Annotated in this window: 22 protein-coding genes and 1 riboswitch; of the genes, 16 read left to right on the forward strand and 6 right to left on the reverse strand. The window is 47.1% G+C overall.

The genetic code is table 11. The annotated features are described in order from the left end of the window. Positions 1-43: 43 nt before the first annotated feature. From B5D42_RS12270 to B5D42_RS12280, 3 genes are all read left to right on the forward strand, one after another. Positions 44-1,099, forward strand: coding sequence for an NAD(P)/FAD-dependent oxidoreductase (locus tag B5D42_RS12270; RefSeq protein ID WP_078831813.1), 1,056 nt, complete (start codon positions 44-46; stop codon positions 1,097-1,099). Between the two features lie 28 nt (positions 1,100-1,127). Beyond that, positions 1,128-1,532, forward strand: coding sequence for a hypothetical protein (locus B5D42_RS12275; protein ID WP_245825664.1), 405 nt, complete (start codon positions 1,128-1,130; stop codon positions 1,530-1,532). Between the two features lie 67 nt (positions 1,533-1,599). Then, positions 1,600-3,489, forward strand: a complete 1,890-nt coding sequence (locus B5D42_RS12280; protein WP_078831814.1) for a M61 family metallopeptidase — start codon at positions 1,600-1,602, stop codon at positions 3,487-3,489. A gap of 98 nt (positions 3,490-3,587) precedes the next feature. Here B5D42_RS12280 and B5D42_RS12285 read toward each other — a convergent pair whose 3' ends face one another. Continuing rightward, positions 3,588-3,917, reverse strand: coding sequence for a hypothetical protein (locus B5D42_RS12285; RefSeq protein WP_139367137.1), 330 nt, complete (start codon positions 3,915-3,917; stop codon positions 3,588-3,590). A 610-nt stretch (positions 3,918-4,527) separates the two neighbouring features. Between B5D42_RS12285 and B5D42_RS12290 the strand changes: the two genes are divergently transcribed. Genes B5D42_RS12290 through B5D42_RS12300 form a run of 3 tightly spaced genes read left to right on the forward strand, consistent with a single transcriptional unit; the run spans position 4,528 to position 6,370 of the window. Continuing rightward, positions 4,528-4,866 carry a hypothetical protein gene (locus B5D42_RS12290; protein WP_078831816.1) on the forward strand — a complete coding sequence of 113 codons (339 nt, stop codon included), beginning with the start codon at positions 4,528-4,530 and terminating at the stop codon, positions 4,864-4,866. Positions 4,867-4,873: 7 nt separating this feature from the next. Next, on the forward strand, positions 4,874-5,206 hold the full coding sequence (locus B5D42_RS12295; protein ID WP_078831817.1) for a hypothetical protein: 333 nt from the start codon (positions 4,874-4,876) through the stop codon (positions 5,204-5,206). A 33-nt stretch (positions 5,207-5,239) separates the two neighbouring features. Further along, complete coding sequence (locus B5D42_RS12300) at positions 5,240-6,370, forward strand: glutathionylspermidine synthase family protein (RefSeq protein WP_078831818.1); 1,131 nt, start codon at positions 5,240-5,242, stop codon at positions 6,368-6,370. Positions 6,371-6,404: 34 nt separating this feature from the next. Here the strand turns inward: B5D42_RS12300 and B5D42_RS12305 are convergent, their stop codons facing one another. Next, positions 6,405-6,860 carry a hypothetical protein gene (locus B5D42_RS12305; protein ID WP_078831819.1) on the reverse strand — a complete coding sequence of 152 codons (456 nt, stop codon included), beginning with the start codon at positions 6,858-6,860 and terminating at the stop codon, positions 6,405-6,407. A 208-nt stretch (positions 6,861-7,068) separates the two neighbouring features. Here B5D42_RS12305 and aspS point away from each other — a divergent pair, with 208 nt between their 5' ends. From aspS to B5D42_RS12330, 5 genes are all read left to right on the forward strand, one after another. Then, positions 7,069-8,895, forward strand: coding sequence for an aspartate--tRNA ligase (gene aspS / locus B5D42_RS12310; protein WP_078831820.1), 1,827 nt, complete (start codon positions 7,069-7,071; stop codon positions 8,893-8,895). A 111-nt stretch (positions 8,896-9,006) separates the two neighbouring features. After that, complete coding sequence (locus B5D42_RS12315; RefSeq protein ID WP_139367138.1) at positions 9,007-9,513, forward strand: hypothetical protein; 507 nt, start codon at positions 9,007-9,009, stop codon at positions 9,511-9,513. 43 nt (positions 9,514-9,556) lie between these two features. Further along, positions 9,557-10,837, forward strand: coding sequence for a replication-associated recombination protein A (locus tag B5D42_RS12320; protein ID WP_139367139.1), 1,281 nt, complete (start codon positions 9,557-9,559; stop codon positions 10,835-10,837). A gap of 99 nt (positions 10,838-10,936) precedes the next feature. Beyond that, entirely contained in the window at positions 10,937-12,007 is a 1,071-nt protein-coding gene (locus B5D42_RS12325; protein WP_078831823.1) for a hypothetical protein, read from the forward strand. A gap of 95 nt (positions 12,008-12,102) precedes the next feature. Next, the gene (locus B5D42_RS12330) at positions 12,103-13,449 is read left to right on the forward strand and encodes a M28 family metallopeptidase (protein ID WP_078831824.1); all 1,347 of its coding nucleotides are present in this window, start codon (positions 12,103-12,105) and stop codon (positions 13,447-13,449) included. 91 nt (positions 13,450-13,540) lie between these two features. Here B5D42_RS12330 and B5D42_RS12335 read toward each other — a convergent pair whose 3' ends face one another. Further along, positions 13,541-15,022, reverse strand: coding sequence for an NAD(P)/FAD-dependent oxidoreductase (locus B5D42_RS12335; protein ID WP_078831825.1), 1,482 nt, complete (start codon positions 15,020-15,022; stop codon positions 13,541-13,543). 83 nt (positions 15,023-15,105) lie between these two features. Further along, on the reverse strand, positions 15,106-16,662 hold the full coding sequence (locus B5D42_RS12340; RefSeq protein WP_078831826.1) for a glycosyltransferase family protein: 1,557 nt from the start codon (positions 16,660-16,662) through the stop codon (positions 15,106-15,108). Positions 16,663-16,724: 62 nt separating this feature from the next. Between B5D42_RS12340 and B5D42_RS12345 the strand changes: the two genes are divergently transcribed. Continuing rightward, positions 16,725-17,183 carry a GNAT family N-acetyltransferase gene (locus tag B5D42_RS12345; RefSeq protein ID WP_078831827.1) on the forward strand — a complete coding sequence of 153 codons (459 nt, stop codon included), beginning with the start codon at positions 16,725-16,727 and terminating at the stop codon, positions 17,181-17,183. Between the two features lie 60 nt (positions 17,184-17,243). Here B5D42_RS12345 and uvrA read toward each other — a convergent pair whose 3' ends face one another. Then, positions 17,244-20,114, reverse strand: a complete 2,871-nt coding sequence (gene uvrA / locus B5D42_RS12350) for an excinuclease ABC subunit UvrA (RefSeq protein ID WP_078831828.1) — start codon at positions 20,112-20,114, stop codon at positions 17,244-17,246. 187 nt (positions 20,115-20,301) lie between these two features. After that, positions 20,302-20,417, forward strand: a riboswitch (SAM riboswitch). Between the two features lie 143 nt (positions 20,418-20,560). Between uvrA and B5D42_RS12355 the strand changes: the two genes are divergently transcribed. The 3 genes from B5D42_RS12355 to B5D42_RS12365 all read left to right on the forward strand — a co-directional run bounded on the left by B5D42_RS12355 (position 20,561) and on the right by B5D42_RS12365 (position 23,817). After that, entirely contained in the window at positions 20,561-21,793 is a 1,233-nt protein-coding gene (locus tag B5D42_RS12355; RefSeq protein ID WP_317042013.1) for a trans-sulfuration enzyme family protein, read from the forward strand. Between the two features lie 12 nt (positions 21,794-21,805). Beyond that, positions 21,806-23,062 (forward strand): homoserine dehydrogenase, encoded by a 1,257-nt coding sequence (locus tag B5D42_RS12360; RefSeq protein WP_078831829.1) that lies wholly within the window; start codon positions 21,806-21,808, stop codon positions 23,060-23,062. 122 nt (positions 23,063-23,184) lie between these two features. Continuing rightward, positions 23,185-23,817 carry a phosphatase PAP2 family protein gene (locus B5D42_RS12365; protein ID WP_078831830.1) on the forward strand — a complete coding sequence of 211 codons (633 nt, stop codon included), beginning with the start codon at positions 23,185-23,187 and terminating at the stop codon, positions 23,815-23,817. 32 nt (positions 23,818-23,849) lie between these two features. Here the strand turns inward: B5D42_RS12365 and B5D42_RS12370 are convergent, their stop codons facing one another. Then, entirely contained in the window at positions 23,850-25,316 is a 1,467-nt protein-coding gene (locus B5D42_RS12370; protein ID WP_078831831.1) for a M28 family peptidase, read from the reverse strand. A 158-nt stretch (positions 25,317-25,474) separates the two neighbouring features. Here B5D42_RS12370 and B5D42_RS12375 point away from each other — a divergent pair, with 158 nt between their 5' ends. Continuing rightward, a complete protein-coding gene (locus B5D42_RS12375; protein ID WP_139367140.1) occupies positions 25,475-26,515 on the forward strand; it encodes a sensor histidine kinase in 1,041 nt (346 codons plus the stop codon). The last annotated feature ends 43 nt before the right edge of the window (positions 26,516-26,558 follow it).

Here is a 26,558-nt window from a genome sequence, read left to right on the forward strand (position 1 = left end):
GATTGCGGGGCTTTTTGTTTTTTATTTGTTGCACCTTTGCCGGATGCAGGTAGATTATATTGTTGTTGGACAGGGGCTATGCGGTACGTTCCTGAGTTATTTCCTGGTACAGGCAGGGTGTTCGGTATTGGTGATCGACGAGAGCCGGCCATACAGCGCTTCCAAAGTAGCCAGCGGTGTGATCAATCCTGTAACCGGCCGTCGGATCGTAAGAACCTGGGAGATAGAAAAGCTGATGCCATTTGCGGTTGACACTTACCGCCGGCTGGAAAAAGAGCTGGAAGTTTCACTGATCCGTCAATGCAATATTCTCGATTTCCACCCCACGCCGCAGATGCAACTCGCATTTGCCGAGAGAATTCCTGTAGAAAAAGAATACCTGCGTATTCCCGATAACAGTGATCAGTGGAAAGAGTATTTCGATTATCCTTTCAGTATCGGGGAGATCAATCCCTGCTGGCTGATAGATCTGCATCAATTACTGGCCGGCTGGCGCGCGAAACTTTCTCAGCAGCAATCACTTCTTGAAGAACGCTTCAGCCTGGAATACTGTGAGATCACCCCGGAGAAGATCACCTATAAAGACATCAGTGCATCCGGCATTTTCTTTTGTGATGGAACGGAAGGTTTCGATAATCCGTATTTCAGCATGCTGCCATATGCACGAAACAAGGGCCAGGCAATCATTGCGCATATACCCGGTCTTCCGCGCACCAATATCTTCAAGCAGGGCATCAGTCTTGTACCCTGGCAGGAAGAGCATTTCTGGATCGGTTCCACTTATGAATGGAATTTCAAAGACCTGCAGCCCTCGCCGGAATTCAGGCAAAAGGCAGAACAACAACTGCAACACTGGCTTCGACTTCCTTATACCATTGTTGACCATATCGCATCCGAACGCCCGGCCAATATGGAACGCAGGCCATTTGCGGGACTGCACCCATTAATGCCGTCTGTTGGCATCCTGAACGGCATGGGAACAAAAGGCTGTTCTCTGGCGCCCTATTTTGCAGCAGAACTGGCGCAACACCTTGTACACCAGGCGCCGCTCACACCACAGGTGGATGTAAGAAGATTCACAAGAATATTAAGCCGGTAAATTTTATCTTAGTTCCAAATCAACCTATATGAGCAAAACGTCGGAAGACACGTATACCATTCCGCTCTCGTACCGGAAAATGGAAAACATGCACATTGTATTCTGGCTTTTCAAAGATGTAGCATGGTGTATGATCTGGAAGCCACTGGGTATCATCATGATCTTTCCTACCCTGATCATTTCCATCGTGATTGCATGGCGCACGAGGCACCTGATGTCTGAACGCTGCCATAACCTTGCCATTACTGTCTGGATCACAGCCAATTCCTACTGGATGATCAGCGAGTTCTTTCATTTCGACAGCCTGCCGGTCTGGGGCGACTTCACCTTTAAACACCTGACACTCATTCCTTTCTTCAGCGGCCTGCTGATGCTGGCTTATTATTACATCTATTGGCAACCTACACACAGGCACGAAAAAGAAACCATGTAATTTTACCAGTCAACACAAATCCGTACCAGTATTAACACTGAACCATTAATTTCATAAAAAAAGACCTATGACAATACGTGCTATTACGCATTTGAGAAAAAAGGCATTCAGGGGTTTTATGTTCCTGGTAATGCTCACCGCAATAACGGCACATTCTTCTGCACAGAAGGCCGTTAAGAAGTATGATTTCACCATGGATCTGAACCAGATCGACAAAGACCGTTTTGTGGTGGAACTGTTAACCCCGGCGATCACTGCATCAACCATCCATTATTATATTCCAAAAACAGTACCCGGTACTTATTCGGATGATAACTACGGCTATTTTGTTGAGGAACTGAAAGCCTTCGATAAAAACGGCAAAGAACTTACAACCGAGCATCCGGATGTAAATACCTGGAAGATCAACGATGCCAGCAAGCTGTACCGCATCACTTACAAAGTGAACGATACTTATGATGCGGCAGAAAGAAAAGAAAAAGTATTTGAACCCGCCGGTACCAATATCCAGAAAGACACCAGCTATGTGATCAACACACATGCGGTTCTCGGTTATTTCGAAGGGATGGAGCAGATTCCTTACCAGCTTACCATCAAACATCCTGAAAGATTCTATGGCTCGACAGCCATGACAGATCATGACCAGAGCCGCACGGCAGATGTATTCCGCACGGGAACTTACGGCGAGATCGTAGACAACCCGATCATGTATTGCGAGCCTGATACAGCAACCATTAAAGTAAACAACGCCGAAGTAGTGATCTCTGTTTATTCACCCAATAAAGTGATCCGCGCAGCCGCACTGGCCAAACACCTTGATACATTGCTGCAGGCGCAGGGAAAATATATCCGCAGTAAGCTGCCGGTAGACAGGTACGTGTTCATCATCAACCTGACCGACAAAGGAACTTTATCCGGCTCTATAGGCGCACTCGAGCACTCATACTGCTCATTCTACAACCTGATAGAACGCGCGCCGGAGCAGTTCATGCCGCAGTTCAAGAATATGGCTGCACATGAGTTCTTCCATATCCTCACACCACTGAATGTTCATTCTGAAGAGATCCAGTATTTCGATTTCGCACACCCGAAAATGTCTGAACATCTCTGGCTTTATGAAGGAACAACCGAATACCATGCACATGCTGCGCAGGTGAGGGCAGGTATGATCACCCCTGAACAGTTCTTTGCAGAAATGGGCGGCAAGATCACCAGTTCCAGGATGCAGTACAAAGACACGCTTCCGTTCACCTTCATGAGCAAGCATGTGCTCGAGCCGGAATATGCACCGCAATACGGAAACGTATACGAGAAAGGTGCACTGATCGCTATGGCACTGGATCTGCGCTTAAGGCAGTTATCCGGCGGCAAGTACGATATCATCAGCCTCGTTACCGATCTCTCCAAAAAATACGGGAAAGGAAAACCATTCAAAGACAGCGAACTGTTTGATGTGATCGGAAAACTGACCTATCCGCAGATCAAGGATTTCCTGACTACCTATGTAGGAGGTTCTACCCCGCTGCCGCTGGAAGAGATCTTTGCTTCCGCAGGTATCAAATGGGATAAGGAACAACCGTTCCAGGTATATAGCCTGGGTGGTTTCAGGGCACGTGCCGGCAATGGCAAGCTGATCATAGCCAGCACTGCTACACTGAACGATATCGGTAAAAAAATGGGCTATGCAGTAGGTGACACTATTCTTGCGATCAACGGCAGGCCTGTAGACATCAACAATTTTATGCAGGTACAATCCGAGTGGCAGAAAGCCGTTAAAGCAGGTGATGATCTTACCGTTACCGTAGCAAGAAAAGAAGGCGATGCCAGCAAAAATATTGAGCTGAAAACAAAAGCTGAAACCATTACTCAGCGCCGCCTCAACGTCCTCTCCTTCGATCCGGCAGCTACCCCTGAACAGGTGAAGCTCCGCAACGAATGGCTGAATATAAAAAGTTAACATCCCCGTTCAACTAAAAAAAGGACCATTCCTGTTTCAGGAATGGTCCTTTTTTTTATTTACATGTGCGGTCATTTATGTTATCATGAAACAGGCTTTTATCCATTCCTGTATTCATAGATCCGGTCGGCTTCTTTTCTCCAGTCGCCCGGCCGGCCCCATTGCTTCAGTTTGCCATTCAGGAAATACAGGTAATAACGCTCAGCGATCTGCATGGTTCCGGCATCGTACCTGGTGTATTGCATTACTTCGAGTACGTCGTTTCCATACTGTGTACTGCCGATCACATTATCGGGTTTCTTTTTCAATGCAGTGTACACTTCTTCCTTGCTCATCCCCAGGCTGACCCTTGTAAGATCAATGGCCTTGTAAGGTGCGCATGACATAAAGAACAAAACGACGGTAACAAGGAAAATCCCTTTTTTCATAAACTTAAATTGGTACGCCACATCCCTATGCGCAGAGAATAAAAATAAGCGTGGGACATACATGCTTATCCGTTGTATCGCATGAAACATCAGGTCTTCAGACAGAAATCCCTGTTTACAAAAATTTCCGTTCACTGGCACTTAAGATTCACGGTTCTTTTCACGAAATGAAGCTTACGCTTACTGTTTATTTTTTCTATAAAGGGGTATTTCACCCGCTTTATTTGCAACGCTATTTCAATAAAGACTGCCACTTATCCTCCATATATGCCGGTAATTGAATTAAACTACCGTTCATCACGGGTACTTTACCGCTCATATGAACGCAAGTCCCGCTTGGCCCTGTTCTGCTTTCATGGGGTATAGCCACTCTCTATCTTTACACCATCAAAGTAAACGGAGCCTCGCTCCTATGTGATATGAACCACTTATTGGAATTCCTTTTTGCCCGTTTCAGACAACGTGTAAAACCACCGGAAGTCCGCACACTCTAGTTTCTCTTTCCTATTTTACATCTGTCCTGGCATTACACGTCAACAGCCGGTATTTTGCCTGCACGGATCATGCTGCAATGATGCAGCGGACTGTCACTATTTTTTATACAACGATTATGAATAAACAAATGAAACCCTTCGTTTTAACGATCATTGCTTTTGCATTACTGATGTGTCTTATCTCCTGTAAAGAGAAGAATGAAGACATCAGTACAAGTGTAAACAAAAACGGTGCCATAGAAACTTCAGTAGAAGTGAAACATCTCGATGAACAGCACGACCTGCTCATTACCACACACCGCGTGTGGGTAAAGAATGAACTGAGCAAAGCTTTTATTTACCAGGATACCGTTCCTTCGCTCGGTAAAACCTTTGCGGAAGCGGAGAACAGTGAAGGCGAAACAAAAAATGTATGGATCAACAAAGCTTACGAGATCTTTATTACCGTTAAGTAACAGCAACATGAAAAAATCATCTTATATAGAACTGGTACTGATCACCGCGGCGCTGGCCAGTTGTAATCAGCCGAAAAGGAAAGCAGACTGGGACGATAATGCCCGCATACACATCAGAAGCGATTCCACAGCGCCTTACACGCGCGCCAGGTATCATGGCGGAAGTCACTTATGGTATTATGCGTTCAGACCTTATGGTAACTACAGCAATGGTGTATACAACCATGCGGGTTATTATTCATCGGCATTACCGGTAAGATCGAATATCGGATCCAACACGTTCAAGGGCGCTGTAACACGCGGCGGTTTCGGACGCAGTGCATTCAGTGTTTCATCGTAACATTTACAAGAACATCAACCATTATTACAACTTATGAAAAGAATAAAAACCAATCCCCGGAACAACTGGCAATCTGCCGTAGAAAAACTGGGATTCGGATTCCATACTTCCAACGTCCCTTACTGGGATGAATCTGTATACTACGAGATGAAGATGGACGAGATCCTCTTCATTGAAAAAGCAACTGCGGAGCTCTGGGATCTTTGCCTGGGAGCGGTACAGCATGTGATGGATCATAACCTGTATCATAAATTCGCCATTCCCGAATGGGCCATTCCGCTGATTGAAAAAAGCTGGACAGAAGATCACCCTGCCATTTACGGCCGCTTTGACCTCTGCTACAAAAACGGCGAAGTAAAAATGCTGGAGTTCAATGCAGATACACCTACCAGCCTGTATGAAGCCGGCATTGTGCAGTGGTTCTGGCTGCAGGACTTTGACAAGAACAAAGACCAGTTCAACAGTATCCATGAAAAACTGATCGCCTACTGGAAATACCTGCATACTTACCTTCACCCGGGAACGCTTCATTTCACCTGCCTGAAAGAAACGCTGGAAGACCTGACCAACACCGAGTACATGCGCGACTGTGCTATCCAGGCCGGCATCGACACAAAACTCATCTTTATAGATGATCTGGGCTGGAACAGCGACACCATGGAATTTGTAGACATGGAGAACAAACCGGTGAAAAATATTTTCAAACTTTATCCGTGGGAATGGCTGTTAAAGGAATCATTCGGTGAGAATATCCTCCGGGACAGCAACCATGCATTATGGATAGAGCCAGCCTGGAAGATGATCTTATCCAATAAAGCGATCCTGCCTGTATTATGGGAATTATACCCGGATTGCCCTTACCTGCTGCCGGCATATTTTGAGCCGGGCAGGCTTACAGATTATGTAAAAAAACCGATCCTCAGCCGCGAAGGTGCCAACATCAACCTGGTGCAGGATGGAAAACTGCTGCAGCATACGGAAGGCATGTATGGTGGAGAAGGTGCTGTTTTCCAGCAACTGTTCACATTGCCGGAATTCGATGGAAATTATCCTGTGATCGGCAGCTGGGTTATTGGCCAGGAACCTGCCGGCATGGGTATCAGGGAAGCAAATGACCTGATCACGGCCAACAACAGCCGGTTTGTGCCGCACCTGATCAGCTAAGAAATAAAGCGGCCGGTTAAACCGGCCGCTTTCGTTAATACCGTGAGAATACATACCTCGACACATAACCGCCGCGGTACAAAGTAGCGATCAGGCGGTTTCCGGTATACACCACATCATCGAAGAAGAGGTCTACAGAGCTTCCGGTATAACGGTCGTACACATGAATTTCAAACATATCGTGGCGACCATTGTAATAATCGCCGTACTGGTCGTAATAGCCACCCACCACAGACCTGATAAGCCAGGTACCGTTCATACGGTTATAGCCATCATCATATTTCGCAGAGCCGTTGCTGTAGAAGTCGAAAACGCCGTTCTCGAGCCCTGAGTTAAAATAGCGCCAGCCATAGCCATTGCTTTCCTTTGTTTCCGTAACGATCCAGGAACCGGATAAAGCACCCGGAGAAGGTACGGATACATATTTCTTACAGGCGGTAAAAGAGACAAGAACCAGTAAAAGAGATGAGATGAGTAAAGTTCTTTTCATAACAGTGGTTTTATTGGTACATCAAACTGTTTCTGTGAATACCTATTCAATTCCTTTACCAGAAACTGCAAACCGGGCGTCACAGGTCCCTTTTATATTTTTTTTAACGAAAAGTCCGAACGCCCAATTCAGCTATATTTGCAGCAAAGAGCAGCCCTGCTGTTGTTCTCTGTGATTGCAGCCATAAACATCAAGCAAAATCAATCGTATGTATCGCACGCACACCTGTGGTGAATTAAGGATCAGTGACGTAAACAAGGAAGTAACCCTGGCCGGATGGGTTCAGACCGTTCGTAAATTCGGCGCTATCACTTTTGTTGATCTCCGTGACCGTTATGGCATTACGCAATTGTTATTTGGTGAAGACCTCAACACATTACTCGATTCCAACCCGCTCGGACGCGAATTCGTATTGCAGGCAACGGGCGTGGTATCAGAACGCAGCAGCAAGAACAGTCATATCCCTACGGGCGATATCGAGATCAGTATTCAGTCGTTCAGCATCTTGAATAAATCAGCGGTACCACCATTCACCATCCAGGATGATACCGATGGCGGTGATGATCTGCGTATGAAATACCGTTTCCTGGACCTGAGGCGTAATGCGGTGAAAAGGAACCTGGAGCTGCGTTATGCAGTGAACCGTTCGGCGCGCAACTACCTGCACGAGAACCAGTTCATGGATATTGAAACACCATTCCTGATCAAGTCCACGCCGGAAGGTGCAAGGGATTTCGTGGTACCATCGCGTATGAATCCCGGGCAGTTCTATGCTTTGCCGCAATCGCCGCAAACATTCAAGCAGTTGCTGATGGTAAGCGGTTATGACCGTTATTACCAGATCGTAAAATGCTTCCGCGATGAGGATCTCCGTGCCGACAGGCAGCCGGAATTCACACAGATCGACTGTGAAATGGCATTTGTGGAACAGGAAGATATCCTGAACATGTTCGAAGGCCTCGTGAAAAGGATCTTCAAAGATGTAAAGGACATTGATTATACAGACAAGGTAGAGCGCATGACCTGGGAAGATGCGATGTGGCAGTTCGGGAACGACAAGCCCGATATCCGCTTCGGCATGCAGATCGCCAACCTGAAATCGGCATTCCTGAAAGGCGGCCGGATCTCTGCAACCGGAGAATTGATCAACGGGGCAGGTTTCGGTGTTTTCGATAACGCAGAAACAGTGCTGGCCATTGCAGTTCCGGGCTGCAGCGAATATACCCGCAAGCAGACCGATGAGCTGACCGAATGGGTAAAACGTCCGCAGATCGGCATGCAGGGACTGGTATTCATCAAATGCAATGCAGATGGCACTTACAAGAGCAGTGTTGACAAGTTTTACAGCGAAGAAAAACAGAAAGCAATAGCGGAAGCCGCGGGAGCCAAAGCCGGCGACCTGGTATTGATACTGGCGGGCCGTGAAGAAAGAACACGTAAAGCGATCAGTGAGCTAAGGCTTGAAATGGGTAAAAGATTAGGCTTACGTAAAGAAGATGAATTCAGGTTATTATGGGTGATGGATTTCCCGCTGTTCGAATATGCGGAAGAAGAGAACCGCTGGGTAGCGCGACACCATCCGTTCACTTCACCGAAGCCGGACCAGATCGATGTGATGATCAATAACAATCCCGTTATTGAAAATGCAGACAAATACCTGGAACACCCCTATTCCAATATCAAAGCCAATGCATATGATATGGTACTGAACGGAAACGAGATCGGCGGTGGTTCAATCCGGATCTACCAGCGTGCGCTGCAGGAGAAAATGTTTGCTGCACTGGGTATGAGTGAGGAAGAAGCCCTGCACAAGTTCGGCTTCCTGCTGGGTGCTTTTGAATATGGCGCACCGCCGCACGGAGGTATCGCTTTCGGTTTCGACCGGCTCTGTTCAATCCTCGGTGGCAGCGAGAGTATCCGCGACTTTATTGCGTTCCCGAAAAACAACAGCGGCCGCGATGTAATGCTGGATGCACCGAGCAGTATAGACGACAAGCAATTCGACGAATTACAGATAAAACTGGATCTGAAATAAATCCACCTCATTTTCAAAAGCCGCAAGTCCAAAGATTGCGGCTTTTTTTATGCTGCCCGTTTTATTGATACATTTGTGCCACGGCAGCGCAGTTGCTGCGGTAACTTTTGTATGAAACAATTATCTATTTTCCGTTTACTTACGTTTATACTCTTGCCATTTGCCGGTATATTCGGGCTGTTCGCATTATTGTTCCTGCTGGCAGCGCTTGTGAACCCGGCCATATTACTTGCCGCCTTTCTTTTCGCGTGCATTGCCATTTATTCATTCACCAGCCTGAGCTTTCTCCAGAAAGGAATTGAATCCGGCAGGCCCTGCAAGCCAGGGTTACGCGATTGGATAAGGGTAAATGCGTATGTATGTGTTTTTGTAGGGATAATGTTCTTTTTGAATGCCGTAAGCATTTTCATCTCAGATCCCGCTACTTTACGTTCCGCGATGACACAGCTGATCGAGGCACAGTCGGGCGCAGGCGCAGGTATCGATGTGGATATGTTCATGCGTATCCTCAAGGGCATGGCCGGCTTTTTCTTCTTCTTCAGTATCCTGCTGCTGGTACATGTATTCCTGAATTTCAGGCTTATGAAAATTTACCGGCACGTATTCCGGGCATCCTGATCCCCTCGCAGCACAGGCACATTTTTTTAAGTAATTTTACCCTGTGAATCATGCAGCACCATTAGCCGAAAGAATGCGCCCGGTAACACTGGACGACCTTGCCGGTCAGGAACACCTGACAGGCAAGGGTAGTATCCTGAGAACAGCCATAGAGCAGGGCCGTATTCCATCGATGCTTTTATGGGGGCCACCCGGTGTAGGAAAAACAACCATCGCCAATATCATCGCCCATACGCTGCATGCGCCTTATTTCCAGCTGAGTGCCATCAGCAGCGGTGTAAAAGATGTGCGGGAAGTGATCGATACAGCGAAACACCAGCCCGGCGCGATCCTGTTCATAGATGAGATCCACCGTTTTAACAAAGGCCAGCAGGATGCATTGCTGGGTGCTGTGGAGAAAGGCACCATTACACTCATCGGCGCCACAACAGAAAACCCTTCTTTTGAAGTAAACAGCGCCTTGCTCAGCCGCTGCCAGGTATACGTATTGAAATCGCTGCAGGATGAAGACCTTATTGCATTATTGCAGCAGGCCATTGAAAAGGATGAAGTACTGAAACAGTATATCATCACATTAAAAGAAACGGAAGCGCTGATCAATATTTCGGGCGGTGATGCACGCAAGCTACTGAACCTGTTCGACCTCGTGGTGCAAACAGAAGCGCAAAAGAAAAATGCACAGAAGAACATTGTTATCACCAATGCGCTGGTGATGAATGTTGCACAGAAAAAAGTGGCTTTGTACGACAAACAGGGCGAGCAGCATTATGATATTATTTCAGCCTTTATCAAAAGTATGCGCGGAAGCGATCCCAACGGAGCTGTTTACTGGCTGGCCAGGATGATCGAAGGTGGGGAAGATGTGAAATTCATCGCCCGCCGCATGCTGATCTTCGCAAGTGAAGACATAGGCAATGCCAATGCCAATGCGCTGTTGCTGGCAAATGCAACTTTCGATGCAGTTGCAAAAATAGGTTACCCGGAAAGCCGGATCATCCTTTCCCAATGTGCCACATACCTGGCATCTTCCGTAAAAAGCAACGCCTCGTATATGGCAATCGGCGCAGCACTCAGTGCTGTTCAGCAACATGGCGACCTGCCGGTTCCGCTGCATATCAGGAATGCGCCTACCAAACTGATGAAGGACCTTAATTACGGCAAGAACTACCAGTACTCCCACCAGGGCGAAGGAAATTTCATCGAGCAGGAATACCTGCCTGAAAAACTCGCCGGCACGCGCTTTTATGATCCGGGTAATAATGCCCGGGAGCAGGAACTGAGGAAATTCCTCAAAGAGCGCTGGAAAAACAAGTACGGTTATTAGGCCGATGTTCCTCTTCTGACAAACTCTTTGTATCTTACCATTACCTGTTTTGTATCTTACCCGGGATGCCTGCAATTATTGTCATCTAAACAGCATCCTATGTTCTCCACCAGCAGCCCGAAAGAAAGCGCCGGCAGATCCAATGCTGCATCTGTTACAGGCAATGGAAAATCATTAGCGCCTCCAGGCGTTAAAGCCTTTATGCCCGCCCCTCTCCAACCGGTAAAAGAAATGATAACACCGGTTGTTCAGGGTGTTTTTGGCCAAGAGTCTGCAACACAGGTAGTGGAAAAGCTGAAAAAAAGATATCCGGGTGTAATCACTCCGATCGCAAATAAACTTGTATCCGATTTTGCAGGATTGAATGATCTGGATGATGTATTGGATTATATCTACGATATGATGGGGAAAAATCAGAAGCTGAGAAAAATAAAGGCGGGCGATGCCAGAAATTTTGATATACCTGGCAGGCTTGCAGCGGCACAAGCCGCAATTGCCCACGCAAAATCTATTTTTAAGTGGGGCGCAGGAAACCAGCTGGAAGCCCAGCATGTGAGTGAAGGGAATGCAGGCGAAAGAAGCAATATTGCCAAAGCGATTAACCCCATAAGGGTTGCTGAAATGCCCAGCGATCATCTTATTAAAAGCGTAAATGAAAACGCAGCAGCCGGGCTTAGCCGTGGCGGTACTTGTGCACAATATGCAGCTGTTGTATTTGAATATCTGAAATCAACCGGAAAATATCAATTGACACTGGTTTCCAAAAAAGACCACACTTTCGTTGTTATCGGCGATTATAGTCATGAAACGGAAAATACCCTTGTAGTAGCCGATGCGTGGCCCTCGGTCGCACAGGCGCTGTTATTTGCCGATCATTTCTCTGAAGGGAAAGGCGGAATGGCAGTAAAAACAGGATTTAAACCACCTGATCCATCCGAAGGATCCGACTCAGACGAAGACGAACCACTTCCGGTTTCAGTAAAACCAGCCTCTCTCAGAGGTAAAGATCTTAATGCCAAAAACGATCGTAATTTCCTGGCTGAAGCCACTACAGAACTTGCCCCAACGGGCCATAAAGACCTGTCACTGATGCATTATGCAGTTGGTAGCGATGAAGACGGTTATTCAATGTTAGACAATCTCGGCATCCATTTCGATAACCTTGGATAGCCCGTTCATCGGCCCTGAAGCTTTGTTTAGCACTTTATCAAAAGATGGCTGATTTTGTCTGTATCCTTAGTATTTTTAAGACATAACCATCTATCATGAGAAAAACCTTACTGCCGCTGCTGCTGCTTATATCTTCTGCAGGCACTGCTTTCAGCCAGACAACTATTGTCCGCGATCCGGAGATCGATAAAATGGTCAAAGAGGCATCTGCTGATTCATTACAGTCGTACATCAAATCCCTTGTCGCTTTTGGCACCAGGAACACGCTGAGCACCCAGTCAGACCCCAAACGGGGTATCGGCGCGGCGCGTAACTGGGTATTAAGCAAATTCAACGAGTTTGCGAAACAGTCCGGCGGGCGCATGACCGCGTTTATCGATACCACAACTTTACAGCCCGATAAAAGAAGGGTTGACACCACGCTTCTGCTTGGCAACGTTGTGGCTGTATTAAAAGGTACTAACCCTGAGGACAAACGCATTTTCCTGATCAGCGGACACCTAGACAATATGCGCACCAATGTGATGGACCGTACCGGCGATGCACCCGGCGCCAATGATGATGGCAGCGGTTCTGCAGCGGTAATAGAATGTGCCCGGATCATGAGCAAACACAACTTCCCCGCTACAGTCATCTTTGTTACGGTAAGTGGCGAAGAGCAGGGCTTGCTCGGTGCCAATTTCATGGCTGGTAAAGCAAAAAAAGAGAACTGGGAAATTGAAGCCGTGCTCAACAACGATATCATGGGCAGCAATAACACCAGTGAAACCAACATCATCGACAATACACGCGTACGCGTATTCAGCGAAGGTTTACCTGCCTATGAAACAGAAAAGAACGCGAAGAATATCCGTCAGCTGGGCCTGGAGAACGATGGTAAAGCACGCCAGCTGGCCCGTTATGTAAAAGAGATCGGCGAACGTTATGTAGAGAACCTGGAAGTGGTGATGATCTACCGGAACGACCGTTTCCTGCGTGGCGGTGATCATTCTCCGTATGTGGAGAACGGTTATGCAGCTGTGAGGATCACGGAAATGAACGAAAACTATTACCACCAGCACCAGAACGTAAGGGTTGAGAACGGCATCCAGTACGGAGATCTTCCCGAATTCATGGATTTTGAATACCTGCGTAAGAATACGGCCATGAACCTGAGCAACCTCGCCAGCCTGGCTAAAGCTCCTGCCATGCCGGAAGATGTAAAAGTGGAAGTGAGGCGACTCAGCAATTACACATCGCTGACCTGGAAACAACCTAAAACAGGAAAAGTAAAAGGGTATTATGTATTGATGCGCGAAACCACCAGCGCATTCTGGCAGAAGAAATTCTTTACCACAGAACTTGAATACCGCTTACCGTATTCAAAAGACAATTATTTCTTTGCGGTTCAGGCGGTGAATGAAACCGGTAATGAAAGTTTACCGGTAGTACCGGCAAGATAACCACACCAAAGGTTACCCCTCACTCCTCTCTCGATAAAATAACAAACCCCGTCTTTGCAGACGGGGTTTGTTATAGCCTATATTTTTATAATTACTGGTTTCGCACAGGCACGAGTCGTTCGCTGACCTTGCCCGTTTCTTCAGCGCCCCTGTTGCCGCCTTCGTGGTATTCAGCATCTTCATTTACATCCCAGAGATCGTAAAGCTCTTCACCGGCAACAATATTTTTTGCAGCCAGCATAGCCGTCATCATACTGTGATCCTGGTTATTGTATTTGTGCATACCGTTACGGCCTACGAGATATAAACCCGGATACTCTTTCAACGCATTACGGATCTCGTCTACATTATGCTTGTATTCCTGGTCGTATACAGGATAAGCTTTTGGCTGGCGCACCACATAGCCATCCACCACTGCAGCCGGCAATGTAAGGCCGATCTGGGTGATTTCTCTTGTAGCCAGTGCGATCAGATCTGCATCAGAACTGGTCCAGAGTCCGTCGCCTTCAAAACAGAAATATTCAAGTCCGTAACAAGCCATTGCAGAGTCCGGAACCATATAAGGGCTCCAGGATTTGAAATTCTGGATCCGTCCAACTTTCACACTCGGATCGTGGATATAGATCCAGTTATCACTGAATGCATCTTCATCTTTACAGATCAGTACCACTGTAAGGAAATCCCTGTAGCCCAGCGCCTTTGCAGACTGCTGTGCGGCCTGCGGGAATGGCGGGATCACGGATTGCACCAGTTCGCGCATGGGTGCGGAAGACAATACATAATCATAGCCTGGCCATGACCTGCCGTCGGTAGTGAGTACGGTCCATTTGCCATCTGCGAGGGTGATATCTTTCACGCCGCAATTCATTTCAATCTGTACCCCCATTTTCTTACTCTTCTCGGCACATACTTCCCACATCATACCGGGTCCGTACTTCGGATAACGGAACGAATCGATCAGGGTTTTGATCACTTTACCCTTATCGCCACCTGCTGATTTCTTTTTAGGAAAAAGCGCGTTCCAGATAGCACTGCTGAGTGAAAGTCCTTTGATACGCTGTGCAGCCCAGTCGGCGCTGATCTCTTTACAGGGAATACCCCATACTTTTTCAGTATAGGTTTTGAAGAAAATATTGAACAGCCTTTTACCGAACTGGTTGGTAACCCAATCCTCGAAGTTGGTTGGATTTTTTACCGGGAACAGTTTTGCCCTTAAATAGCTCAGTACACAAAGCGCACTCTCGATCACGCCGAGTTTGCTCAATGCTTCAAAAGCTACCAGCGGGTAGGAAAAGAACTTCTTATTATAATAGATCCGTGAACTGCGCGGGCGTTCCAGCATTTCATCGCCGAGGATCTCGGTCCAGAAATCTTCCACTTCTTTCGATTTGGAAAAGAAACGGTGGCCACCGATATCAAAATGATACCCTTTATACGATTCGGTACGTGAAATTCCCCCGACATATTGCGGGTCTTTTTCAAATACGGTCACGTCCTGGGCTTCCTTGCCCAACAGGTAGGCCGCGGTAAGTCCGGCGGGGCCGGCGCCGATAATGGCAACTTTTTTCTTCATACAGAGGAAATAATAATACTATGCTTCAAAACGGCAAAGGTGTGAAATAAATACCGTTTTTCGGTTATCTTCTTTTACAAGGCTTATTTTGCGGCTTCCGGCGGTATTTTCTGCTTGTCGAACCGCAGCAGGTATACCCTCGGTTCTCCTATGTAGTTTACAATGGCAAAATGAGACCGGTATTTCTCGATGGCCGGCGCCAGGAAGGCAGCGGTAGACGAATATTCGAACTGATCCAATACCACATAATCCACTTTATCATCGGCAAGGGCATTCACCACTTTGGCAGGATCGTTGGAATACAGGTAATTCACCGCCTGTCTTTTACTGAACATATAGAAAAGTTCCGGTTTACGGGTGCAGTAGACCGCCGTGTCGGGCAGGTTATCGCGGATCCATTCAGACATATCGAAAAAGCTCTGGTAGGAAGCCGGGTAATCGTCCTTGTTAAAATCGTGCAGCAACGCCAGGTTCCGGAACTGGATCACCCCCAGCACCAGGCTCATCGCTCCCCATAAATAAGCAGTATTGAATTTTAATTTATGATTCCTCACCCATTCAATGATGCTGTAGACCCCATAATAAAATGCAATGAACAGGATGGGCAGGAAACAAATAAGGTAACGGTTACCACTCCTGGCGCTCCAGATACTGATGATACCAATATTACCGAGTATGAACGCCAATAGAAAAAAACGGATCTTTTTCAGTTGCCAGCAGCCAAATAAGATCACCGCCATGCAGATAATCCCGGTAAACGGATAAGATTGTCCTTCCAGCGAATAATCCGTACCCAGGAAGTTGAACAGCGATGCCGGTAAAGCCCGGCTAACGATCTCCCAGGCATGGGTGAATGTACGGCTTATAAAGTCGGCCAGGCTTACCGTTCCTTTTTCCGGATCCCACTGGTTACTGATCAGCACCTGGCTGATATAACGGCTGCCGGAAAGATGCATCAGCTGGTTACGTATGATCCAGGGAAGCAATCCTGCTGCAAATACAAGCATTGTAATGATCGCCCGGCGCCATTCTTTGCGACAGAGAAAATGGATCAGTATGGCCAGCAGCACAACGATCCCCTGCGTCCGTACATGATAAGCCAGTATTGCCGCACCGGCCAGGACCAGGTAATGCCTGCTTTTATACCAGGCGCCGTCATCCCGCAAAGCATATAACCCGTATAATACCAGCATGGTGAGAAATGCATACGGCAGCTCACTCATCATCATTCCGGCGAATTGCAGGAGGTAAAAGTTCAGGGCCAGCATCAGGGAAACGAACAGTGCGAAAAAACGATCTTTGGTTGCTTTAGTCAGGAAGTACAGGACGGTGAACAGGCTTGCCAGCATAAAAAGTTCACCCAGGAAATTCTGCGCGGTAACGCTGTCTGTGATCCACATCAGTGGTACCATTATAAGCGGATAACCCGGCGGAAATGTGTTGGTAGCAGGGCTTCCGGGTGATGCAAGATTGCTGTAGCCTTTGCCGGTGGCAAGTGATTTGGCAAAAATATAATAAGAGCTGTTATCTCCGTTCAGATCGAGTTTCTCATTGAACGTATAAAACGCAGCGAAAATGAAAACACCCGTAAGTATAACAAGAGATAATGCATTCTTTTTAATGAATGAAAAACCAGGCATATGCAGTTTGGATTGTTTATCGATCTTTGTGCATCTAATATATAAAGAAATAGGTACTTCATATGAACAGCGATATCACCTGGACGGTAAAACCCTTCGAACAACTGACCCCGCACGAACTGTATGCCATTCTGCAGCTCAGGAATGAAGTATTCGTGGTAGAACAGGAATGTGTGTATCAGGATGCAGATAATAAAGACTTTAGCTGCCATCATCTCTGTGCCTGGGATAACGGTAAACTGGCCGCTTATGCCAGGCTGGTGCCGCCCGGACTTTCTTACGGGGATATGTCTATCGGCAGGGTCATTACCTCACCTCATACAAGAGGAACAGGGCTGGGCAAAACACTGATCGCAGAAGCGATCAGAGGCTGCCATAACCTGTATGGGCCGGCCCCGATCCGTATCAGTGCGCAGCTTTATCTTCAGCGGTTCTACAGTGGTTTTGGGTTTGAAGTTACCAGCGATGTATATATGGAAGATAATATCCCGCATATTGAAATGCTTCTCCAGCATGCCTGATACAACAATGCGCAGTCTTTACAGGCCGCGCATTGACATTATTGATTAAAGTATCTGATCTCACTCCAGTTCAAGCTTCAGGAAACGGGCAGTATGGCTTTCTTTATTATCGGCCATTTCTTCCGGGGTTCCTTCAAAAAGAATGCGACCACCGCCATCACCACCTTCGGGTCCGAGATCTATGATATGATCGGCAACCTTGATCACATCGAGATTATGTTCGATCACCAGCACTGTATTGCCGCGGTCTACCAGTTTGTTCAGTACATCCAGCAGATGCTGTATATCCTGAAAATGCAGGCCGGTGGTCGGTTCATCGAGTATATAAAAAGTTTTACCGGTATCTTTTTTTCCAAGCTCCGTTGCCAGTTTCACCCTTTGGGCTTCACCGCCACTGAGCGTTACGGCAGACTGGCCGAGTGTGATATAACCCAGGCCCACATCCTGAAGTACTTTTATTTTCCGGAAAAGGAATGGTACCGGCTGGAAGAATTCGCAGGCTTCATCTACCGTCATGTTGAGCACATCACTGATCGATTTTCCTTTGTAACGGATCTCGAGTGTTTCGCGGTTATATCTTTTACCATTGCATTTTTCACAATGCACATATACATCGGGCAGGAAATTCATTTCAATTACCCGCATACCGCCGCCTTCACACATATCACAACGTCCGCCCTTTACATTGAAGGAGAAGCGCCCTGCATTATAACCGCGGATCTTGGCTTCAGGCACAGCAGCAAACAATGTCCTGATCTCCGTAAAGAACCCGCAGTAAGTAGCCGGGTTACTTCTTGGTGTACGGCCGATCGGCGACTGGTCGATCTCGATCACTTTATCAATATGCTCAAGGCCTTTCACCGATTTATATTCCATGGGGGTGATACGGCTGTTATAAGCATGACGGTATAATACCGGGAACAAGGTTTCGTTGATCAATGTTGACTTGCCGCTTCCGCTCACACCACTTACCACGATGAGCTTACCAAGCGGGAATTTCACATTTACATTCCTGAGATTATTACCGTTGGCACCTTTGAGTTCAAGGGTTTTACCGTTGCCTTTCCGGCGTTCGGCGGGCACTGCGATCTTCTTTTCGCCGTTGAGGTATTGGGCAGTTTCGGAATGACTTTTCAGTACTTCTGCCGGCGTACCTGCAGCAACTACCCTTCCGCCATGAATACCTGCACGCGGACCAATATCGACAAGATGATCGGCTGCCATCATGATGTCTTTATCATGTTCAACAACCAGTACGCTGTTACCGATATTACGGAGGTTCTGCAAAGCGGTGATCAGCTGGTGATTATCACGCTGGTGTAACCCGATCGACGGTTCATCCAGGATATAGGTAATACCCTGCAACTGTGATCCGATCTGTGTTGCAAGACGGATACGCTGCGATTCGCCACCGCTCAGCGTACGCGAAGGACGATTGAGCGAAAGATAAGCCAGTCCTACATCCAGCAGGAAACCAACTCTTTCACGGATCTCTTTCAGGATATCTTTGGCAATGGTATTCTGTTTGCTGCTGAGTCGTTTTTCGATCCCGGTGAACCGCTGTAGCAGTTTATCGAGATTCATATTGCTCAGCTCGGAAATATTCAGTTCATCAACCTTGAACCAAAGGCTTTCCTTTTTCAGCCTGTTGCCTTCGCAGGAAGGGCATTTTTTCAGCTCCATGAATTGCTCTACCCATTCACGCAGCGATTCGCTGCTGTTACTGCCGGCAAACCAACGTTTCAGCATCGGCACAATACCTTCAAATTCGCCTTCATAGGCATTGCCTGCGGCTTCGTCCATATCGGGAACATCTTCTGATACGCTGCCTTCGGCATTTCCGTAAAGCAGGATATTAAGAGCAGACTCCGGCAGTTCGCTGATCGGCTTATCGAGGCGGATCTTATGTTTTTTTGCAATGGTCTCCACGTTCCGGAATACAAATGCATCGCGCTGTTCTCCGAGAGGGACGATGCCTCCTTCCTTAACACTGAGTGAGCGGTCGGGCAATATGGCATCGATACTCACCGAATATACATTTCCCAGTCCTTTACATACCGGGCAGGCACCATAGGGCGAGTTGAAAGAAAACGCATTGGGTGAAGGTTCTTCGTAACTGATACCGGTGTCTTCGCACATCAGCTGGCGTGAATACTGCACAAGTTTGTCCGTATCGTTCACCAGCAGGAACATCAGTTCCTTACCCATTTTAAGTGTTTGCTGCACGCTCTGGCTGATGCGCACCCTCATATCATCCGTTACCTGCATCCGGTCGATCACCACTTCAATATCGTGGATCTTGTAACGGTCAACCTGCAGTCTCGGGGTCAGGTCTACGATCTCACCATCTATGCGGACTTTCAGAAATCCTTTTTTGCGGGTTTCTTCAAATAATTCACGGTAATGTCCTTTACGCCCGCGGATCAGCGGGGCCAGTAAAGTGATCTTTTTATTTTTGAAACGGGTATAGATATTTTCAACGATCTCTTCCTCGCTGAATTTCACCATTTTTTTACCCGTGTTATAACTGTACGCTTCACCGATACGTGCAAACAGCAAACGCAGAAAATCGTATACTTCCGTAACAGTGCCGACAGTGGAGCGGGGATTTTTATTGGTAGTTTTCTGCTCGATTGAAATTACGGGTGAAAGCCCTGTGATCTTGTCTACATCTGGTCTTTCCATATCGCCCATGAACTGCCTTGCATAAGCGCTGAAGCTTTCCATGTAACGGCGCTGACCTTCGTTGTAAATGGTATCGAAGGCAAGCGAAGATTTACCGCTGCCGCTCAGTCCTGTGAATACAACCAGCTTATTCTTGGGAATGGAAATATCTATGTTTTTGAGATTATGTTCTCTCGCACCAAAAACCTCTATGCGTTCTTCCTCCGTAACAGGTTCTGCGGGCTTTTTTTTCTTTGTGTTTGCCATAGCTGAACAGTAAAGATACGCACAACTAAGAACCTGCCGAAACAAAAAACTAAAATTTATAGCAATTTTATATTGGACAGAATCCCTTTACCAGCAAGCGTTTCAAACGAAAAAAAGGATTTTCTGAAAGTTTTTTTTGGAGATTTGGATTTTTGCTGCATAACTTCGCATCAGTTCTTTTAGCAACAACTTATCAAGAAAGGCAGAGGGAAATGGCCCTATGATGCCTTGGCAACCCATATCGCTTACTCAGCGGTACGAAGGTGCCAATTCCGACCACACGAAAGTGTGGGAAGATAAGTCAGAGTAACAGTTTGATCCCACGCAGCTATCGCTGTCATCCTATTTCAAGCTCATCTGACTTACCAGGTGGGTTTTTTAATGCCCATACGGTAAGCAGGCTCCCTGACAAAGTATTGCAAGAAGATTCAACAACATTTTTAACTATGCTGTCTTTGCTGCAGGCAAGGCAGGATAAAACATCTTCAGTCATGAGCAATGCAACAGAACTCATCCACAGCATCCCGGTAGATCCGCTGACCGGCGCTATTTCGGTGCCCATCTACCAGACGTCCACTTTTGTACAGGAAGCGCCAGGCGTTAACAAAGGCTATGATTATGCCCGCAGCGGCAACCCTACCAGGGCCGCCGTTGAACAACTGCTGGCCAAACTTGAAAAAGGCAGTACCGGCCTCGCATTTGCCAGCGGGCTTGCAGCAATAGACGCTGTGGTAAAACTGCTGAAAACCGGCGACGAGATCGTTGCCGTTGACGATATCTACGGCGGCGCATTCCGCCTGTTCACGCAGGTGTATGAGCAGTTCGGGATCAAAGTCACTTTTACGGATACTTCCCGGCCTGAAAATGTGTTTGAAGCCATCACTCCCAAAACCAAACTCATCTGGCTCGAAACACCTACCAATCCAACACTCAAGATCAGCGATATCGCTGCCATTGCAGCCATTGCAAAAGCAAACGGATGCCTGCTCTGCGTAGACAATACTTTTGCTTCTCCGGCGTTACAGCAACCGATCACACTGGGCGCAGATATCGTTATTCACAGCGCTACCAAATACCTGGGTGGCCACAGCGACCTGATTGCAGGGATCGTTGTTGCTGCCGATAAACAGATCGGAGACAGGCTTAAATTCCTGCAGAATGCATGCGGCGCGGTGCTCGGGCCCTTCGACAGCTGGCTGCTTATCCGCGGTATCGAAACCCTGCACCTCCGTATACGCCAGCATTGCGCATCTGCGCAGACCATTGCAGAATATCTGCAGCAGCATCCGGCAGTGGACCAGGTATTTTATCCAGGCCTGCCAGTACATCCCGGTCATGAGACCGCACGTAAACAATCAAAAGGCTTCGGCGGCATTGTATCCTTTACACTGAAGGAAGACACGGAAGAAGCAGCTATTGCTTTTGTAACAGCAACCAGGTTATTCAAACTGGCAGAGAGTCTCGGCGGTATCAAAAGCCTGGTATCTCATCCCGCCAATATGACCCATAAATCGATTCCCGCTGAAAAAAGAAAAGCAGCCGGTGTGAGCGACAGCCTGATCCGCCTTTCCATAGGACTCGAAGAAGCAGAAGACCTGCTGCTCGATCTGGAGCAGGCATTCAGCACCACAACAGCAACATTCAAACAAACATTCATAGCAAACACAGTAACCGTATAACCAAGCAGTAAAATGGAAGCACACAAACAGCTGACGATCGGCCTTTTTGGCTTTGGCGTTGTAGGAGAAGGACTTTATAAAGTATTACAGCAGACACCATCACTGAAAGCAGAGATCAGGAAAGTATGTATCAAGAACCCGGAAAAGAAAAGAGATGCGCCGGCATCTTTGTTCACTACCAGCCGGGAAGAACTGTTATCAGATCCGGCTATAAACGTAATCGTTGAAGTGATCGACGATGCAGATGCAGCCTTTGAAATTGTTTCCACTGCCCTGCTCAATGGTAAAGCCGTTGTAAGTGCCAGCAAAAAAATGATCGCAGAACATTTACCGGAATTGCTGGAACTGCAGGAAAAAACAGGCCAGCCTTTCCTCTGTGAATCAGCCGCCTGTGCATCCATTCCGGTGATCCGTAACCTCGAAGAGTATTACGACAATGACCTGCTTCATTCCATCAAAGCGATCGTGAACGGTTCTACCAATTTCATACTTACCAAAATGTTCGAGGACAAGCTTGATTTCGCGGAAGCATTACTGCTGGCGCAGCAGCTCGGCTTTGCAGAAAGCAACCCAAAACTGGATGTGGAAGGTTATGATGCCGTGAATAAATGGGCCATCCTGCTGAACCATGCCTATGGTATTGTTGAACACCCTGACAATATCCTTTTCAGCGGTATCCAGAACATTCAGCTCAGCGATGCTACGGTTGCACGCGAAAAGAATTATGATATCAAGCTCGTGGCGCAGGCAAAAAAACTGACCGACGGAACTGTTGCCGCGTTTGTGCTGCCCCAGTTCGTTAAACACGATGAACCGCTTTCCTTTGTGAAGAATGAATACAATGGCGTGGTGATCGAAAGTGGTTTTGCCGACAAGCAATTCTTCTACGGAAAAGGCGCGGGCAGCTTTCCTACTGCCTCTGCAGTATTGAGCGATATTGCTGCATTGCGTTATAACTACCGTTACGAATACAAGAAAAGGTATCACCACAAACCCCATGAACTGGGCAATGATTTTTACCTGAAAGTTTATGTAAGCTTCGACGACTGGAAATATATCCCGAGAGATCATTTTGAATGGATCGAAGAATGGCATGCACAGGAGGAAAGGAAATACCTGATCGGCGTACTGCACCTGAGTCAGCTCACCCAAAGCAACTGGTGGAAAGAGAACAATACTTCCCTGATCCTTACACCGGAACCGCTGATCGATAACCTGGATATCATCAAACTGAAGAAAAGAAGCCTTGAACTGGCAGGGGTTGTTTAATATTTATTGCAGGCAAGGGGGCGGCGTTACAGTGGTGAGTGCTGTAACTGCAGCCCCGGGCCTTGCAGGCTGACCGTTTATCTATAGATTTGCCGCTGCAGGATCATCTTAATCCATCAGCCATGACGCAGCCGCTTTTTTACAATCATTTCCGTAAAGTCGCCTTACTGACTTTGGTGACAGGTATTATGCTTGTTGCTGTATCGCTATTCATGGGTAAGAATAACTTCTTTCTTTTATTGAATACCGACCTGGGAAAAGTTGCCGATGTTTTTTTCCACTACTGGACCTATGCGGGCGATGGCATGATCTGTGTTCCTGTTGCCCTGTATTTTATTATTTATAAACGCAGGTTATTACCTCTATTACTGTCTACCATCCTGCTCACCACATTACTTACACAGGGCACGAAGAATTTTATTTTCCCGGGCGAGCCCAGGCCAACACAAGCCCTCACCGATCATTCGCTGATCCATACTGTTGAAGGCGTGGAACTGCATACGATCAACAGTTTTCCTTCCGGTCATACTGCTACGGCGTTTTCAGTGCTGCTGGTGGCCTGCCTGCTCTGGCGCAGCAAATGGTTATTCCCCGTTGGTTTTACTGCCGCATTACTGGTAGGTTATTCACGTATCTATCTCGCGCAGCATTTTCCGCTCGATGTGGGTGCCGGTATGCTGGCGGCCGTGATCTCCGTATACCTCGCTTTAAAAATACAGGAACGATTTTCCGGCAATAAAAAAGCTGCAGTGTAATACTGCAGCTTTTCAGAACGATACACAGGCCGCTAATCATCCCAGCGCCATTCACCAGCTATTTTAAGCGGCTCTTTCAGATTATTCTTCAGCAGGAAGGCTTTTGTTTCCTCGTCTGTAAAATGTTTTGCTTTCAGTTCTTTTGAATCTGCGATACCGTACAGCAGCATTGCACTGTACCTGACAGTATTTTTCATCCCCTGCTCATCCACGAGTTTGAAATTATCGCAATCGGCATGGTAACACGGGCCTGCATTGTTCGGCAATGCACCTCCGGCTCCGCCACCTGTTGGAACACCATGCAGCATGAACGGCTGGTGATCGCTGTGCAGGCCTGCACCTGTGCGGAAAGTATTGCGGAAAGTGGTATCGAGCTGCTGCGCGATAGAACCGATCGACTGGAACAGTTCTTTACTTTCTTCTGCCGTGGTGGAGAAACCTTTCGGATCATTGGTCATGTCGTAGTTGAGCATGTACCTGATCTGGTCGATGCTTTTATCCTTTACAGCTGCATCCACATAAGCTTTTGAGCCGAGCAGGCCTTCTTCTTCACCCATGAACATCACAAATTCAACTGTTCTTTCGGGCTGAAGTTTCAATGCCTGGAAAGTGCGGGCCATATCCAGTACGGAGAATGAGCCGATACCGTTGTCAATGGCACCCGTGGCAAGATCCCAGCTGTCGAGGTGACCACCTACTACCACTTTTTCATTCGGCAGTGTTTTGCCTTTGATGGTTGCGATCACGTTACGGGCTTTGATAAGGCCTGAAAAATTCGTCATGGTGATATGTGCATACTGTTTGCCGGCAGCAACTTCTTTTTTAAACGCCAGTCCATCTTCCTTACCAATACATACCGCCGGTATCGGGATGAGCTTACCGGTAACCGAAGCCGTACCCGTAAGCAGGATACCGCCCTCAGCTGTATTGATGATAATAATGCCTTTAGCACCATATTTGGTAGCGATAGCCGTTTTTTCTGAACGGTGCAGGCTTTTGGTACCCGCCGGCGAACCTGGTAAAACACCGAGGTAAACCAGTGCAATCTTGTCTTTTACTTTACCCTGGCTGGCCTGGTAATCAGCTTCCAGTCCATTTCCCATGTCTACCACTTCAGCAGTAAGATCAGCTTTAACCGGCGAATGAGCAAGTGTTACAGCTTTCACCGGGTGTAATGCAGAAGTTGTTGCACCGATATTAACGGAAATAGTGCCACGGCTCCAGCTTTCTACTTCAAAAGGCTGGTAGCGCAGGTTTTTGAAACCATATAATTTCAGCAGGTTATAAGCATATTCTTCCGCTTTTTTTCCATTCTCCGAACCGGTAAGCCTGTGGCCGATGGTTTCGGTAGCCTGTTTTAAGGTAGCATACGCTTTGGAGTTGGACTGCACTTCGGTGTTGATGTTTTTGAATACTGCATTCCATTCAGGTTTTACCTGTGCCATTCCGGTGCCAGCCAGTAACAGGCAGGAAACGGCAATAAGTGATCTTTTTACCATAAGCAATTGTATTGAGGTGCTGAATTTATACATTATTTACGAATGGTTATCCTCCGATTACAGGAGGTGCTAAAAAATTCAACCGGGCAACCATCTTATTTACCGTATATATATTCGATTATGCAGTAATAAAATGAATAAATACCTTCAAATCCCCGATGAGACGACATTTACTGACATATTGGCTTTTCCAGCTATGTGGCTGGACTGTTTACTGCCTGGTTTATATCTTCTTTTATATCAAGATCCGGACAGCTCCGCAACCCTACTTCTATGAGCAACTGATTGCTCATGCAGTGCTCGGTTTGCTGTTTACCCATTTGATGCGGTTCGTGATTCACCAGGCGGGCATTTTATCATTGCCGGTAAAAAAACAGGTAGCGTCGCTCTTTCTGGCGTCACTCTGCTGCTCATTCCTGATCGGTGCGTCGATCGTTTTTGCAGAAAGGCTGCTGGGAATACAGAATAAAGAGCTGTCGTTGAACTATACGATGCTGAACCTGTCTATCCGTTTTGCTTTTTCCTATTTTCACTTCATCCTCCTGTGGAATCTTTTGTATGTAACTTATCATTATGTGCGTAAAACCAGACAGCAGCAGCTCGATCAGGCAAGGCTGGAAGGTATGCTGAAGGAGCTCGAGATCAAAACCCTGAAAGCGCATATTAACCCGCATTTTATTTTTAATTCGCTCAACAGCATCAGGGCGCTGGTGATGGAAGACCCGGTACGGGCAAGATCGGCTATCACGCAGCTGAGCAATATCCTCCGAAGCAGTATGCAGGGCGATAAAATGGAAAAGACGTTGTTTGAGAAAGAGATCAATATCGTGAAAGACTACCTTGCACTTGAAAAAATAAGATTTGAAGACCGGCTTGATATCAGTTACGATATAGATGACGAAACCCTCGATCAGCCCGTTCCGCCTATGATGCTGCAGGCACTGGTAGAGAACGCTTTAAAATACGGTGTAAGTAATGATATAAAGGGTGGCAATATCCGCATCAGTTCGCAATTCGATGGCGATATTCATGAATTTGCCGTTCTCTGTTCCGGCAATGTTGAAGAATACAGCGCACACGAAAACCACGCCATCACGGATCTGAAAAACCGGCTCTTCATCGGATATGGCAAAGGTGCCAGTCTGACGATTATCGGCGACAAAGACAAAATCGCCGCCAGGGTTCGCATTCCCGTTTAATACAATCACCTTATCAATAAAAATGACCGGCAGATGCCGGTCA

The organism is Sediminibacterium ginsengisoli (assembly GCF_900167075.1).
GTDB classification, from domain to species: Bacteria; Bacteroidota; Bacteroidia; order Chitinophagales; family Chitinophagaceae; genus Sediminibacterium; species Sediminibacterium ginsengisoli.